This window comes from Cyanobium sp. Aljojuca 7D2, from assembly GCF_024346415.1.
In the GTDB taxonomy this organism is placed as follows: Bacteria; Cyanobacteriota; Cyanobacteriia; order PCC-6307; family Cyanobiaceae; genus Cyanobium_A.
In genome coordinates this window covers 42808-56841 of record NZ_JAGQCX010000001.1, presented here as the reverse complement: position 1 = coordinate 56841, position 14034 = coordinate 42808, and the positions used below count along the sequence as shown (strand labels likewise).

Genomic DNA, 14034 nt, shown 5'->3' with positions numbered 1-14034 from the left:
TCAAGCCAGCGGATCGGGATGACGGGCACGGCGACAACCACCAAGAGCGTCCTGCGGGCCCTGCTCACCACCGCCCTGGGGATGCTGCTGGCGTCGGGCCTCTGGGGCCTGTGGAGCCCGCCAGCCCAGGCCTCGCTCACCAATAACAACTACGACGGCAACATCTACGCCCTCTACGCCGGCAACGGCTCCCTGGTGCCGCCCCGCAGCAGCCTCGCCCAGGCCCTGTCCGACCACCGCACCACCGTGGTCGTTTACTACCTCGATGACGACGCCGCCAGCAAACAGTTTTCGGCGGTGGTCTCGGAGCTACAGCGGGTGTGGCTGAACACCATCGAGCTGATCCCCCTGGTCACCGACCCCCTGCAGAACCGCGCTGACACCGGCCCCACCGACCCAGCCCACTACTGGTCGGGCTCGATCCCCCAGGTGGTGGTGTTCAATCCCGAGGGCCAGGTGATCTTCGATCAACAGGGCGCCGTGGACGTCGATGCAATCAACACCGCCGTGAGCCAGGCCACCGGCATCCCCCTGCCGGAGGGGGGCACCAGCAGCATCACCGAGAGCTTTAACGAACTCAATTCGGAGGTGGTAAGCCGCTGATGGGCCGCCTGGAAACCGACAGCATGGGCGCCATCGAGGTGCCCGATCAGCACTACTGGGGCGCCCAGACCCAGCGCTCGATCCACTACTTCCCCTTCGGCCAGGCCATGCCCCTGGCGGTGGTGCACGCCTTCGGCCAGCTCAAGGCAGCCTGCGCCGAAGTGAACCAGGCCAAGGGCAAGCTCAGCCCCGAGCTGGCCGCCCTGATCGTGGCGGCAGCTGACGAGGTGGCCGCCGGGGCGCTCGATGGAGAGTTCCCGCTGAAGGTGTGGCAAACGGGCTCCGGCACCCAAACCAACATGAACGTCAATGAGGTGATCGCCAACCGGGCGATCGAAGCCTCCGGTGGCGTGCTGGGCAGCAAGAGCCCGGTGCACCCCAACGACCACGTCAACCTCAGCCAATCCAGCAACGACACCTTTCCAGCCGCCCTGCACGTGGCGGTGGCGATCGAGCTGGAGCGCCGTCTGATTCCGGCGGTGGAAGCGCTGCGCACCGCCCTGGCGGCCAAGGCCGAGGCCTATGCGGAGATCATCAAGATCGGCCGCACCCACCTGCAGGATGCGGTGCCCCTCAGCCTGGGCCAGGAGTTCAGCGGCTACGTGGCCCAGCTGGAGCTTGGGCTCGAAAGCCTGCGGGCCAGCCTGCCCCAGGTGCACCAGCTGGCCATCGGCGGCACAGCCGTGGGCACCGGCCTCAACGCCCCGGCCGGCTTCGGCGAGGCGGTGGCGGCAAGGCTGGCCGAGCGCCTTGGGCTGCCCTTCACCTCAGCGCCCAACAAGTTTCAGGCGTTGGCGGGCCATGAGCCCCTGGCCGCCGCCCACGGTGCCCTCACGGTGCTGGCCGGCAGCCTGATGAAAATCGCCAACGACATCCGCTGGCTGGCCAGCGGGCCCCGCTGCGGCCTCGGCGAGCTGGTGATTCCGGAAAATGAACCCGGCAGCTCGATCATGCCGGGCAAGGTGAATCCCACCCAGGCCGAAAGCCTGACGATGGTGGCCGTGCAGGTGATGGGCAACAACACCGCCGTGCAACTCGCCGCCAGCCAGGGCAACTTCGAGCTGAACGTGTTCAAGCCGGTGATCGCCCGCAACGTGCTCGAGAGCATCACCCTGCTGGCGGGGGCCTGCAGCAGCTTCCGCGAGCACTGCATCGAGGGGCTCCAGGCCAACGAAAGCCGCATCGAAACCCTGCTCGACCAGAGCCTGATGCTGGTCACGGCCCTCACCCCCGCCATCGGCTACGACCGGGCCTGCGCCATCGCCAAGCACGCCCACAACCACCAGCTGAGCCTCAAGGAGGCCGCCCTGGTGCTCGGCGAGATCAGCGCCGAAGAGTTCGATCGCTGGGTGCAGCCCGACCAGATGGTGTGAGGGGCTGGGAGGTTCAGAGCAGGTTGGCCGCCAGTTCGGCCAGCTCGCTGCGCTCACCCCGCAGCAGGGTGATGTGGCCGGCCAGGGCCTGGCCCTTGAACCGCTCCACCAGCCAGGTGAGGCCGTTGCTCTCGGCATCCACGTAGGGATTGTCGATCTGGTAGGGATCACCCGTGAGCACGATCTTGGTGCCTTCGCCCACCCGGGTCACGATCGTCTTCACCTCATGGGGCGTGAGGTTCTGGGCCTCATCCACCACCATGAACTGGCGGGGAATCGAGCGGCCGCGGATGTAGCTGATCGCCTCCACCTCCAGCAGCCCCATGCCCTTGAGGTCGGTCCAGTTGCTGCGCGGCCCGCGGTGGCTGCCGCCCCGGCCACCCGCTCCAGCGCCACCGCCACCGGCTGCCCGCCCGGCACCGCGCCCCTCGTCCTCGCCGCTGCCGCCCAGCAGAAAGTCGAGGTTGTCGAGGATCGGCTGCATCCAGGGCCCCATCTTCTCCTCGAGATCCCCCGGCAGAAAACCGATCTCCTTGCCCAGGGAGATCACCGGCCGGGTCACCAGCAGGCGCTCATAGAGCCGCTCGTCGGCCACCTGGTGCAGGCCCGCCGCCAGGGCCAGCAGGGTTTTGCCCGTGCCGGCCTTGCCCACCAAGGTGATCAGCTGAATCTCGGGATCCAGCAGCAGATCCAGGGCAAAGGTCTGCTCCCGGTTGCGGGGGTGGATGCGTCCGAGCTTGGCCTTGGGCGCGCGCTGCAACGGCTGCAGGGTGCCGGTGGCGGCGTTGAAGCGAGCCAGCAGGGTGTGGGCCGGTTGGGCCTGGTCGATCAGGGTCACCCCCTCATTGGCCTGCAGCGGGCTCTCCACCCCCAGCCCCTCCACCTCCAGGCCTGGCGGCAGCTTGAGCCGGTCCATCTGCTCGGCACTCACCCACAACTCACACAGGCCCGGGTAGAGGTCGCCGATGTCGACCCGATCGCTGGTGTAGTCCTGGGCGATCAGGCCCACCGCATCGGCCTTGATGCGCAGGTTGGTGTCCTTCGTCACGAGGATCACCGGCGGCTGGCTGCCCATCACCGCCTGCAGCCGCTGCTCCTCGAGGGCCACCGCCAGGATGTTGTTGTCGCCGTTGCCGGCCTTGAGCTCCGGTGGCAGCTGGCTGAGGGTTTCACTGCGGCAGAACACCACCTTGAGGGTGCCGCCCTGGTCACCGTTGGGCACCCCATCAGCCAGGTTGCCCTGGGCCCGCAGCCCATCCAGCAGGCGCGACACCTGGCGGGCGTTGCGCCCCTTCTCGGCGGGATCACGTTTGAAGCGATCGATCTCCTCGACCACCTCGATCGGGATCAGGATGTTGTTGTCTTCAAACCGGGTCAGCGCAGCCGGATCGTGCAAGAGCACATTGGTGTCGAGCACGAAGGTCTTGCGCATGCCGGGCACCGAAATCGCGACGGTTTGAAGCTGACGGTTTGAAGCTAAGACCGCAGGCCCACTTACGCTCCGGCGATTCTTGCCCGGTCGCAATTGGCTTCTTCGCTTGTCGCCCTCGCCCTGCTGAAGCTCGTGCTGGTGCTGGCCCTGCTGTTGGGCCTCACCCTGGTGTGGCTGGAGCTGCGCCACCGGCTGCGGCCCGCGTCGCCGCTGCAGCTGCGTGCCGATGGTTTCCAGGTGGAGCGCACCCCAGCGGGGTTGGAGGTGACCGGCACGATCACGATCAGCAACCCCCATCGCCGCATGGAGGTGATGGTGCCGGAGATCACGCTGCGGCCCACCCTGCTGGGCCGGGGCGACCTGGCCGGCGTCACGGTGAGCAGTCGGATCGAGGCGCTCCATCAGGATGAGGAGTCACGCCCGGATGGCTATTGGGCCGCCTACATCGTCAAGGGGCGCAAGAGCACCAGCGCCCGCATCCACATCAGCCTCAGCGGCGCGCCGGGCCAGCCCCTCGACCAGCTGCTCGACACCCTCTGGCTGGACATCCTCTGGATCAACTACGGCCCCTTCGGCCGGCTCGAGCGCCGTGATGGCGTGCTCGTGCCGCTGCAAATGCCCACCCCCCTGGCCGCCGCGAATGCCCGCTGGCGCGACGGCGACCGCTGCCGCGTGCTGCCGGTAGGCACCCACCTGCTGGGGGTGCTGGATGACCCGGAAGCCGTGCTGCGCCGCTACGCCGGCGGCCTGATCGAGCCGGGCGACGTGCTCACCATCGGCGAAACCCCCCTGGCAGTGATCCAGGGCCGCTACCACCATCCAGCCACCGTGCAGCCCAGCGGCCTGGCCCGGCTGCTCTGCCGGGTGTTCCACCCGACCAGCTCCCTGGCCACCGCCTGCGGCCTGCAGAGCCTCATCGATGTGGTGGGGCCGGCCCGGGTGCTGGGGGCCTGGCTGGTGGGCCTGGCGCTGAAGTTGGTGGGCAGCAAGGGCTGGTTTTACCGGCTAGCCGGCGAGCAGGCCCGGCTGATCGACGACATCACGGGCACCACCCCGCCCTACGACCAGACGATTGTGCTGGGCCCCGACCAGCCCGCTGCCTTCTGCGCCGCCATGGCTCGCTCCCTCGGTGTGGCGGTGGCGGTGGTGGATGTCAACGACCTGGGCCGAGTCAAGGTGCTGGCCTCGAGCCCGGGCTGCGATGAGGCCTTGCTGGAGCGGGCCCTGCGCCCCAACCCGGCGGGCAACGCCAACGAGCGCACCCCCCTGGTGCTGGTGCGGCCGGCCTGAGTCGCCGCGGGGTGGGGCGCACATCGGGCGCCGCCGATACAGTTGGGTGATCGGATCAGCCTCGGCGCCCGTTCAGCCCCGGCATCTTCGCCACGCCCCATGCTCGGGATTCTGCAGCCCCCCTCTGCCCAGCCGGCACCACCAGGGCGGCCCGAGCCCGACAGCTGGCGGCTCGAGCCCCTCGCCGGCTGGCACTTGCCCCTGCTCAGCGACCCCGCCTTCCTGCCGCTGCAGCCGCTGCTGCAGCGCGCCTTGCTGCTGGGGCTGCCGGAGCGCCTGCTGCAATCCCTGCTGGCCCGTCCATCTTTGGCGCCCCAGGTGCTGGTTGCCCTCAACGGCCAAACACCCCTGGGCCTGATCGTGTGCCGCCGGCTGAACCGCAGCGGCAGCTGCTGGCAGATGCAGCACCTGCGCCTGGCCCCCGCAGCCGCCCGCCAGGAGCTGGCCGCCACCCTGCTGCGGGCCGCGATTCAGCGGGCCAAGGGCGCCGCCAGCTGGATTGCCGCGGCCTCCACCCTCGACGACACCCGCCTGGCCATGCTGCGCGAGCAGGGCTTCCAGCCCCTGCGCACGGATCGCCTCTGGTGCTGGCAGCAGCCCGCGAGCGCATCCACAGCGCCCCCCCTGCCAGCGCCTGCCGACCTGCAGCTCACGGCCCTGAACCGCCGCTCGGCGCCGCTGCTGTGGCACCTGGAGCAGGCGGTCTGCCCGGCCCGGTTGCGGCACCTGCTGGATCGGGGTGTCGAAGACCTGCTCGACCAGAGCCACGGCCGGGGCTGGATGTGGGTGGATCCCAATCGCGAGCAAGCGGTGGCGGCCGTGCGCTGGATCGGCGACCATCCCGGCGGCGGCCACGACGTGGAACTGAGTGTCCATCCCGCCTGGTCCCATCTGGTGGGCCCCGCCACCGAGCTGTTGCTGCAGCGGGCACAGAGCGAGCTGGGGGCTGGTGACCCCCTGTGGCTGCGCTGCGATCTGCGCGACGAGGCCCTGCAGCGCTGGATGGCGGGCCTCGGCGCCCAGGAGCGCGGTGAGCGGGTGCTGATGGCGCGCAGCGTCTGGAGGCGCCAGGGCCTGCAGGCACCCGCCCGGGCCGCCCAGCGCCTGGAGGCGATCCTCGGCCAGTGGCAACCCCGCCGCCGTCCACTTCCCACACCCACTCCTCTCACACCCACCCTTCCCCGTGCGTGACCCAGCCCAGGGGGCCCGCCGCCAGCCTCCCCAGCCCCGCTCGACCCTGGCCCTGGATGTGGGCCGCCGGCGCATCGGCCTGGCCGGCTGTGACCCCCTGGGGCTGACGGTCACGCCCCTGCCGGCCCTGGCCCGGGGGCGCTTTGCCACGGATCTGGAGCACCTGAGGGCGCTGGTGAGCCAGCGGCGCGTCAGCGCCTTGGTGGTGGGCCTGCCCCTCGATGAGGCCGGCCAACCGACCGCTCAGGCTCAGCATTGCCAGCGGTATGGCGATCAGCTGGCCCGAGCGCTCCAGCTGCCCCTGGCCTGGGTCAACGAGCACACCAGCAGCTGGGCCGCCGCCGAGCGCCATGGCCTGCACGGCGACCGCAGCGGCGCCCTCGACAGCGCTGCGGCAGCGCTACTGCTGGAGCAGTGGCTGCAGGAGGGGCCAGAACCGGTGCAGGCGGCGACCATCGGCGGCGGCGAGATGGCCGGCGTTGCACCATCCTGAGAAGACACGCGCCCCCTGCATGAGCCCCGAAGCCCCCTCCCAGCCCCCCTCGGAGAGTTCCGCCGATGTGCCCACGGTGCTCGTGCACGACAGTCGCGGCCGCCAGCTGCTCTGCTTCCTCGAGCAGCTGATCCCCCTCGACGGCCACGACTATGTGCTGCTCACCCCGGTGGACACCCCGGTCTGCCTGTTCCGCCTGGACGACGACGAAGACCCGGAACTGATCGACACGATCGATGCCACCGAGCCGATCCTGTCGGTCGCCGATGTGGTGCTCCAGGAGCACGATCTCACCCTGGTGCGTTCGGCCGTCACCCTCACCGTGAGCGGTGAACTGGACGAACCCGAGGAGCTCGACGACGACGAGGACGCTGATGACGACTCGGAGACCTACGAACTGCTGGTGAGCTTCCTGGTGGACGAACGGGAGTACGGGCTCTACATCCCCCTCGATCCCTTCTTTGTGGTCGCCCGCATGGACGGCAACGGTGCCGTGCTGGTGGAAGGCGAGGAGTTTGAGCGGGTCCAGCCCCGGATCGAGGCTGAGCTGGAGGAGCGGGAGGGCGACGACTGATGCTGCGTCAGTTGCTGCGCCCCAACTGGCTGCGGGAATGCACCTTGGCCGAGCTGCCCCTGCAGGAGCTGCTGGACCAACCGATCCGGGCCCTGGTGCTCGATGTCGACCGCACCCTGCTGCCCCGCCGCCAGGCAGAGCTGCCCGACAGCGCCCTGCGCTGGCTGAGGCTGGCGCGGCAGCACATGCCGATCCACCTGTTCAGCAACAACCCCTCCCGCAAACGGATTGGAGCCGTCGCGGCCCAGCTCGACCTCCCCTACACCATCTCTGCGGGAAAACCACGACGCAGCGCCCTGCGCAAGGTGCTGGCCGAGCTCCAGCTACCCCACCAGGAAGTGGCCCTGATCGGTGATCGCCTCTTCACCGATGTGATTGCTGGCAACCGGCTCGGGCTATTCACCGTGCTGGTGAAGCCGATCGATCCGCTCGGCCAGCCCTGCCAGCGGGATCGGCTGCAGAAGCTGGAGCTGCGCCTGGCCCGTTGGGTCGGCACGACCCTGGGCTGATGGCACACGAGCAAAGCGCCATGCGCCGGGTGATCAAGGTGGGCACCAGCCTGCTGCGGGGCAGCGGTGATCGCCCCACGGCGGCGGTGATCGCTGATCTGGCGGCCAGTCTGAGCCGCCAGCAGCGCCGTGGCGATGCGATTGCCCTGGTCACCAGCGGTGCCGTGGGCCTGGGCTGCGTCGCCCTGGAGATGGACCAGAGACCCAGTGAGGTGGTGGCCCTGCAGGCCGCCGCCGCCGTAGGCCAGGGGCGGCTGATGGCTCTGTATCAAGACGCGTTCGCGGTGCGGGGCCTGGCCGTGGCCCAGGTGCTGCTCACCCGCGGCGATCTGGCCTCCCGGCGTCGCTACCAGAACGCCTGCCGCACCCTCGAGCAGCTGCTGGACTGGGGGGTGGTGCCGGTGGTCAACGAAAACGACACCCTGGCCACCGATGAGCTGCGCTTCGGCGACAACGACACCCTGTCGGCCCTGGTGGCGGTGGCGATCGGAGCCGACGAGCTGGTGCTGCTCACCGATGTGGATCGGCTCTATTCCGGCGATCCCCGCAACGATGCCGAGGCGCGGCCGATCGAGGAGGTGCGCAACCTGGCGGAGCTGGACAGCCTGCACAACGTGGCCACCGGTGGCGGCCAGTGGGGCACCGGTGGCATGACCACCAAACTGGCCGCCGCCCGCATCGCCACCTCCAGCGGCATCCGCGTGCGGCTGGCCGACGGCCGCGACCCCGCCGTCCTCGACGCCCTCCTGGCTGGCGAGCGGGTCGGCACCGTGTTCCAGCCGAGCCCCACCCCCCTGCCCGACCGCAAAGGCTGGCTCGCCCATGCCCTGCTGCCCAAGGGAAGCCTGCACCTCGATGCGGGCGCCGAACAGGCCCTGACCCGCCAGGGGGCCTCCCTGCTGGCCGTGGGGGTGAAGGCTGTGGAGGGCGACTTTGGCCGCCGCGAGGCCGTGCGGCTGCTGGCCAGCGATGGCCGGGAGCTGGGCCGGGGGCTGGCCACCCTCAGCAGCACGGAGCTGCGGGAGCTGATGGGGCGCGCCGGCGTGGAGGTGGTGCACCGCGACCAACTCGTGCTCACCAGCTCCTAGGCCCGGCCTACGATCCGGCCTGGCCGGCTCCCTTGGAATGCGCTTCAGCGACCTGCTCAGCCATCTGAGCGACGTGACTGATGCCAGCCCGCGCCACCTGGCCGGCGACCCCGAGATCCGCGGTGCCGCCGCCCTCGACCAGGCCGGGAGCGGCCAATTGAGTTTCCTCGAACCGGGGAATGCCCTGGCGGCGGCCTTGCAGGCCAGTGGCGCCAGTGCGGTCCTGATTCCGGTCCGGGGCGAGGAGGCCGAGGCTCTCCAACAGCAGGCCAGGGATCGCGGCCTGGCCTGGGTCGCCCTGGCCGATCCCAGGCTGGCCTTTGCCGAAGCCCTCGAGGCGCTCTACCCCCGCAGCCGCCCGGCCTCCGGCATTCACCCCAGCGCTGTGGTGGATCCCAGCGCCGTCGTGGGGATGGGCACCCATGTGGGAGCCCAGGTGGTGATCGGCGCCAACGTGCAGATCGGCGCCAGCTGCATCCTTCACCCCCGGGTGGTGCTCTACGACGATGTGCAGATTGGCGAGGGCTGCGAGCTCCACGCCGGGGCTGTGCTGCAGCCCGGCACGCGCCTGGGCCGCGGCTGCGTGGTGCACTCCAACGCCGTCATCGGCAGCGAGGGCTTCGGCTTTGTGCCCACCGCCAACGGCTGGCGCAAGATGCCCCAGACCGGCCAGGTGATCCTCGAAGACGGCGTGGAGGTGGGTTGCGGCAGCACGGTGGATCGCCCCTCGGTGGGTGAAACCCGAATCGGCGCCGGCACCAAAATCGACAACCTGGTGCACATCGGCCACGGCGTGATCACCGGCCAGGGCTGCGCCCTGGCGGCCCAGGTGGGCATCGCCGGAGGGGCTCGCCTGGGCAACGGAGTGATCCTGGCGGGCCAGGTGGGGCTGGCCAACAAGGCGGTGATGGGCGACCGCTCAATCGCCTCCTCCAAATCCGGCGTGCATGGCGAGGTGGCCGCCGGCGAGGTGGTGAGCGGCTATCCGGCCATCCCCAATCGCCTCTGGCTGCGCTGCTCGGCAGCCTTCAACAAGCTGCCCGAGCTGGCCAAGAGCCTGCGCCAACTGGAGAAACGCGTCCAGGGCTGAGCCCGCCAGGGGTGCAACCAGCCAGCGCCTAGCCTCGCCGCCAGCCCTGAACACCGCCGGCGGCACCCCCACACCACCATGACGACCAGCTACCGGATCACCCTGCTCCCCGGCGATGGCATCGGACCGGAGATCACCGCAGTGGCCCGGCAGCTGCTGGATGCGGTGAGCGCCCGGCATTGCTTTGACCTCGCCTACGACGAGCAGCCCATGGGCGGCGCGGCCATCGATGCCACCGGCGAGCCCCTGCCCGCGAGCACCCTGGAGGCCTGCAGGCGTGCCGATGCGGTGTTGCTGGCCGCCATCGGCTCCCCCCAATACGACACCCTGCCCCGGGAGCAGCGCCCCGAAACCGGTCTGCTGGGGCTACGGGCGGGGCTGGGCCTGTTCGCCAATCTGCGACCCGTCAAGATCCTTCCGGCCCTGATCGACGCCTCGACCCTGAAGCGCGAGGTGATCGAGGGGGTGGACCTGCTGGTGGTGCGCGAACTCACCGGCGGCGTGTACTTCGGCACCCCCAAGGGGCGCGTCGAAGCGGGAGGCCGGGTGCGGGCCTTCAACACCATGGCCTACTTCGACGACGAAATCGATCGGATCGCCAAGGTCGGATTTGAGCTGGCCATGCAGCGAGGCGGGCGCCTGTGCAGCGTCGACAAGGCCAACGTGCTGGATGTGAGCCAGCTCTGGCGCGACCGGGTCAACGCGATGGCGAGCGACCACCCAGGCGTGGAGGTCAGCCACATGTATGTCGACAACGCCGCCATGCAGCTGGTGCGCAACCCTCGCCAGTTCGACGTGCTGCTCACCAGCAACCTCTTCGGCGACATCCTCAGCGATGAGGCCGCCATGCTCAGCGGCTCGATCGGCATGCTGCCGTCGGCCTCCCTGGGGTCCAGCGGTCCGGGCCTGTTCGAGCCCATCCACGGTTCTGCGCCAGACATCGCTGGGCAGGACAAGGCCAACCCGATGGCCATGGTGCTCAGCGCCGCCATGTTGCTGCGCATCGGCCTGCAGCAGCAGGCAGCTGCCGCCGATCTGGAAGCAGCGGTGGATCGCGTGCTGGCAGCCGGTTACCGCACCGGCGACCTGATGGCCGAGGGCTGCACCCAACTGGGCTGCCGCGCCATGGGCGAACAACTCTTGGCAGCGCTGGAGGGCTGATCCTGCAACGGTTCACCGCAGGGATGGGGGTATCGGTCCGGCGACCTGCCAAACTCACGGTCGGTTTTTGGATCCCCGCGCATGTCGAAGCGTCACCCGGTTGTGTCTGTCACCGGTTCCTCCGGCGCTGGGACCAGCACCGTCAAGCGCGCCTTCGAATACATCTTCAAGCGTGAGGGGATCACCCCGGCGGTGGTGGAGGGCGACAGCTACCACCGCTACGAACGGGGCCCAATGAAGGAAGCGATGGCCGCTGCCGTGGCCAAGGGCGAGAACTTCTCCCACTTCGGTCCCGAGGCCAACCGCTTCGACAAGCTTGAAGAGCTGTTCAGCACCTACGGCGAAACCGGCGGCGGCGAGAAGCGTTACTACCTGCACTCCGTTGAGGAGGCCGCTGAGCACAACGCCCGCCTCGGCACCAACCTGGAGCCGGGTCAGTTCACCCCCTGGGAGCCGATTCCCGGCGGCACCGACCTGCTCTTCTACGAGGGCCTGCACGGCGGCGTGGTGGGCGAGGGCTACAACCTGCGCAATCTGGCGGATCTCCTGATCGGCGTGGTGCCGATCGTCAACCTGGAGTGGATCCAGAAGATCGCCCGCGACAACCAGGAGCGCGGCTACTCGGCTGAAGCCACAGTGGACACGATCCTGCGCAGGATGCCGGATTACATCAATCACATCTGCCCGCAGTTCAGCCTCACCGACATCAACTTCCAGCGGGTGCCCACCGTGGACACCTCCAACCCCTTCTTCATCCAGACCATCCCCACCCCGGATGAGAGTTTCGTCATCATCCACATCCGCAAGGTGGCCCGCGAAAAGTGGGGGATTGACTTCCCTTACCTGCTCAACATGATCAACGGCTCCTTCATGTCCACACCCACCTCAATCGTGGTGAACGGCGGCAAGATGGGCTTTGCCATGGAGTTGATCCTCACCCCGATCATCCACCGCATGATCGAAGAGAAGAAGAAGCTGGCCTGATTGCATCTGCAGCCTTTAGTCTGGGGCTGCAATTCGTTCTGGTGAGGCCGATTTCCTTCGCCACACCCACGAACCCACCCCGTGTGGAACACCACCAGGCGGATCAACCACAGACCTCGGCGCCGTCGTTTCTGATTCCGGGGGCCTCCGCCAAGGCGGCTCCCGGACTCCGTCTCGATCAGATCAACAGCCAGCTGGTGATTCAGGCGGCACGGCGGGTGATGTTTCAGGCTCTCAACAATGCCTCTGCGGGGGCGGATCCTGCCGGTGTGGTGCTCCACGGCAACCAGGGCCGCCTGGTGTTCGACCTGCCGGTGCTACTGCCGGACGAACACTTTGTGCCCATCGATCTGATCCGGGGCCAGCTGGGCCGCAGCGGCGGATCCCGCTTGCGCCTGCCCCGCAAACCTTCCTCCATGCCTCCCGCCTGAGGTCCGCTTGAGCGCCACGGCTCCACTTCTGTCCAGCTTTCCCGCCCTGCCGCTGCTGGCGGCCCTGCTCGGGGCCTGCGTCGGCAGTTTTCTCAACGTGGTGGCCTGGCGCCTGCCGCGGGAAGAATCGATCGTGCTGCCCCCCAGCCATTGCCCCCACTGCGGCAGCCGGCTGCGCTGGACCGAAAACGTGCCTGTGCTCAGCTGGTTGCTGCTGCGGGCGCGCTGCGGCCACTGCGGCGCCCCGATCGCGATCCGTTACCCCCTGGTGGAACTGCTCTGTGCCGGTCTGTGGGTGGCGGCGCTGCTGGCCCGCCCTAGCGCCATGGGCCCCCAACCCCAGCCCTGGCTGCTGGTCGTGGCGGGCTGGTTGCTGCTGAGCTGGCTGATCCCCCTGGTGCTGATCGACCTCGATCGCCTCTGGCTGCCGGAGCCCCTCTGCCGCATCGGCCTGGTGCTCGGTCTGGCGATGACGGCCCTGATCGGCTTCCAGCAGGACGCGGGCGTGGGCCGCGAGCTGCTGTTCCACCACCTTGTGGCCTCTGGTGTGGGGCTGGTGGGCTTTGAGGCGGTCAGCGCCCTGGCCCAGAAGGCGATCGGCAAGCCGGCCCTGGGACTGGGAGACGCCAAGCTGGCCGCCCTCCTTGGAGCCTGGCTCGGGCTGACCGGCCTGGGGCTCACGGTGATCCTGGCGGTGTTCAGTGGCGCCGTGGTGGGCAGCATCGGCCGTCTCAGTGGCCGGCTCGGCAAGCACCAGCCCTTTCCGTTTGGCCCTTTCCTGGCCGCTGGCGGGGCCGCCGTGTGGCTGCTGGGCCACGACGTCTGGCTTGCTGCGCTGGGGCTGGTGTGGTGAAGCGCCTTAAATAGGTCCATCGCCAGGCCCACTGCCCCCCGAGATCGCATGTCGTTGTTCGACTGGTTTGCGGATCGCCAGAAAAATGCACCAACCGTCCGGGTCACCCAGGACGTGGAGGAAGGCGATGGCCTCTGGAGCAAATGCCCGGAATGCGGGCTGGTGGTGTATCGCAAGGATCTGGTGGCCAATGCCAGCGTCTGCAAAGGATGCGGCCACCACAACCGCATCGACAGCGAAGAGCGCATCGCGTTGATCGCCGATCCGGGCAGCTTTGAACCGCTCGACAGCGCCATGGCGCCCACCGACCCGCTGGCCTTCAAGGACCGCCGCAGCTACGCCGACCGCATCCGCGACAGCCAGCAGAGCACCGGCCTGCGGGACGCGGTGATCACGGGGCTATGCCGCACCAGCGGACTGCCCCTGGCCCTGGGGGTGATGGATTTCCGCTTCATGGGCGGCTCGATGGGTTCGGTGGTGGGCGAGAAACTCACCCGGCTGATCGAAACGGCCACGGCACGCCGCGTCCCGGTGCTGATCGTGTGCGCCTCCGGCGGCGCCCGCATGCAGGAGGGCATGCTCAGCCTGATGCAGATGGCCAAGATCTCCGGCGCTCTGGAGCGCCACCGCGAGGCCGAGCTGCTCTACATGCCCCTGCTCACCTACCCCACCACCGGTGGGGTCACCGCCAGCTTCGCGATGCTGGGCGATCTGATCCTGGCCGAACCCAAAGCCCTGATCGGTTTTGCCGGCCGCCGGGTGATCGAGCAGACCCTGCGCGAAAAACTCCCCGACGGATTCCAGACCGCCGAATACCTGCGCGACCACGGCTTCGTGGACGCCATCGTCGAGCGCACCACCTTCAAGGCCACCTTGGCCAGCCTGCTGAAGATGCACGGCTGCCGCGAAACGGTGCCCGCTTGAGCAACCTGGCGTGAAACAGTTGCTGGCGTGAAACAGAT

At 68.9% G+C, this 14034-nt stretch carries 15 protein-coding genes; 14 read left to right on the top strand and 1 reads right to left on the bottom strand.

Annotation, left to right across the window (positions count from 1 at the left end):
- Positions 1-18: 18 nt before the first annotated feature.
- Together KBY57_RS00300 and fumC are read left to right on the top strand one after the other, a co-directional pair.
- On the top strand, positions 19-603 hold the full coding sequence (locus KBY57_RS00300; protein WP_254993905.1) for a thylakoid membrane photosystem I accumulation factor: 585 nt from the start codon (positions 19-21) through the stop codon (positions 601-603).
- Positions 603-1976, top strand: a complete 1374-nt coding sequence (gene fumC, locus KBY57_RS00295) for a class II fumarate hydratase (RefSeq protein WP_254993904.1) — start codon at positions 603-605, stop codon at positions 1974-1976. Before KBY57_RS00300 ends, fumC begins: the two co-directional genes overlap by 1 nt.
- A gap of 13 nt (positions 1977-1989) precedes the next feature.
- Here fumC and KBY57_RS00290 read toward each other — a convergent pair whose 3' ends face one another.
- On the bottom strand, positions 1990-3408 hold the full coding sequence (locus tag KBY57_RS00290) for a PhoH family protein (RefSeq protein WP_254993902.1): 1419 nt from the start codon (positions 3406-3408) through the stop codon (positions 1990-1992).
- Between the two features lie 93 nt (positions 3409-3501).
- Between KBY57_RS00290 and KBY57_RS00285 the strand changes: the two genes are divergently transcribed.
- The 12 genes from KBY57_RS00285 to accD all read left to right on the top strand — a co-directional run bounded on the left by KBY57_RS00285 (position 3502) and on the right by accD (position 13996).
- The gene (locus tag KBY57_RS00285; protein WP_254993901.1) at positions 3502-4698 is read left to right on the top strand and encodes a F420-0:Gamma-glutamyl ligase; all 1197 of its coding nucleotides are present in this window, start codon (positions 3502-3504) and stop codon (positions 4696-4698) included.
- A gap of 99 nt (positions 4699-4797) precedes the next feature.
- Complete coding sequence (locus KBY57_RS00280; RefSeq protein ID WP_254993900.1) at positions 4798-5889, top strand: GNAT family N-acetyltransferase; 1092 nt, start codon at positions 4798-4800, stop codon at positions 5887-5889.
- Positions 5882-6382, top strand: a complete 501-nt coding sequence (ruvX, locus tag KBY57_RS00275; protein WP_254993899.1) for a Holliday junction resolvase RuvX — start codon at positions 5882-5884, stop codon at positions 6380-6382. Before KBY57_RS00280 ends, ruvX begins: the two co-directional genes overlap by 8 nt.
- 19 nt (positions 6383-6401) lie before the next feature.
- Positions 6402-6956 (top strand): DUF3727 domain-containing protein, encoded by a 555-nt coding sequence (locus KBY57_RS00270; protein WP_254993898.1) that lies wholly within the window; start codon positions 6402-6404, stop codon positions 6954-6956.
- Positions 6956-7465: a YqeG family HAD IIIA-type phosphatase gene (locus KBY57_RS00265; protein ID WP_094559260.1), complete on the top strand. Its 510-nt coding sequence runs from the start codon at positions 6956-6958 to the stop codon at positions 7463-7465. The genes KBY57_RS00270 and KBY57_RS00265 overlap by 1 nt, the downstream gene beginning before the upstream one ends.
- Positions 7465-8553 (top strand): glutamate 5-kinase, encoded by a 1089-nt coding sequence (gene proB / locus KBY57_RS00260; RefSeq protein ID WP_254993896.1) that lies wholly within the window; start codon positions 7465-7467, stop codon positions 8551-8553. The genes KBY57_RS00265 and proB overlap by 1 nt, the downstream gene beginning before the upstream one ends.
- Positions 8554-8590: 37 nt before the next feature.
- On the top strand, positions 8591-9643 hold the full coding sequence (gene lpxD / locus KBY57_RS00255) for a UDP-3-O-(3-hydroxymyristoyl)glucosamine N-acyltransferase (RefSeq protein ID WP_254993894.1): 1053 nt from the start codon (positions 8591-8593) through the stop codon (positions 9641-9643).
- A gap of 78 nt (positions 9644-9721) precedes the next feature.
- Positions 9722-10804: a 3-isopropylmalate dehydrogenase gene (gene leuB / locus KBY57_RS00250; RefSeq protein ID WP_254993893.1), complete on the top strand. Its 1083-nt coding sequence runs from the start codon at positions 9722-9724 to the stop codon at positions 10802-10804.
- Positions 10805-10885: 81 nt separating this feature from the next.
- Positions 10886-11788 (top strand): phosphoribulokinase, encoded by a 903-nt coding sequence (locus KBY57_RS00245; RefSeq protein ID WP_254993892.1) that lies wholly within the window; start codon positions 10886-10888, stop codon positions 11786-11788.
- 41 nt (positions 11789-11829) lie between these two features.
- On the top strand, positions 11830-12219 hold the full coding sequence (locus KBY57_RS00240) for a hypothetical protein (RefSeq protein ID WP_254993891.1): 390 nt from the start codon (positions 11830-11832) through the stop codon (positions 12217-12219).
- 7 nt (positions 12220-12226) lie between these two features.
- Entirely contained in the window at positions 12227-13072 is an 846-nt protein-coding gene (locus tag KBY57_RS00235; protein WP_254993890.1) for a prepilin peptidase, read from the top strand.
- A gap of 48 nt (positions 13073-13120) precedes the next feature.
- The gene (accD, locus tag KBY57_RS00230; protein ID WP_254993889.1) at positions 13121-13996 is read left to right on the top strand and encodes an acetyl-CoA carboxylase, carboxyltransferase subunit beta; all 876 of its coding nucleotides are present in this window, start codon (positions 13121-13123) and stop codon (positions 13994-13996) included.
- Positions 13997-14034 lie beyond the last annotated feature (38 nt).

Bases quoted from the DNA above. Each gene is read 5' to 3' on its own strand.
- lpxD (WP_254993894.1), top strand. From the start codon at position 8,591: ATGCGCTTCAGCGACCTGCTCAGCCATCTGAGCGACGTGACTGATGCC.
- KBY57_RS00280 (WP_254993900.1), top strand. From the start codon at position 4,798: ATGCTCGGGATTCTGCAGCCCCCCTCTGCCCAGCCGGCACCACCAGGG.
- KBY57_RS00265 (WP_094559260.1), top strand. From the start codon at position 6,956: ATGCTGCGTCAGTTGCTGCGCCCCAACTGGCTGCGGGAATGCACCTTG.
- KBY57_RS00290 (WP_254993902.1), bottom strand. From the start codon at position 3,408: ATGCGCAAGACCTTCGTGCTCGACACCAATGTGCTCTTGCACGATCCG.
- fumC (WP_254993904.1), top strand. From the start codon at position 603: ATGGGCCGCCTGGAAACCGACAGCATGGGCGCCATCGAGGTGCCCGAT.
- KBY57_RS00245 (WP_254993892.1), top strand. From the start codon at position 10,886: ATGTCGAAGCGTCACCCGGTTGTGTCTGTCACCGGTTCCTCCGGCGCT.
- KBY57_RS00270 (WP_254993898.1), top strand. From the start codon at position 6,402: ATGAGCCCCGAAGCCCCCTCCCAGCCCCCCTCGGAGAGTTCCGCCGAT.
- leuB (WP_254993893.1), top strand. From the start codon at position 9,722: ATGACGACCAGCTACCGGATCACCCTGCTCCCCGGCGATGGCATCGGA.
- proB (WP_254993896.1), top strand. From the start codon at position 7,465: ATGGCACACGAGCAAAGCGCCATGCGCCGGGTGATCAAGGTGGGCACC.
- KBY57_RS00300 (WP_254993905.1), top strand. From the start codon at position 19: ATGACGGGCACGGCGACAACCACCAAGAGCGTCCTGCGGGCCCTGCTC.
- accD (WP_254993889.1), top strand. From the start codon at position 13,121: ATGTCGTTGTTCGACTGGTTTGCGGATCGCCAGAAAAATGCACCAACC.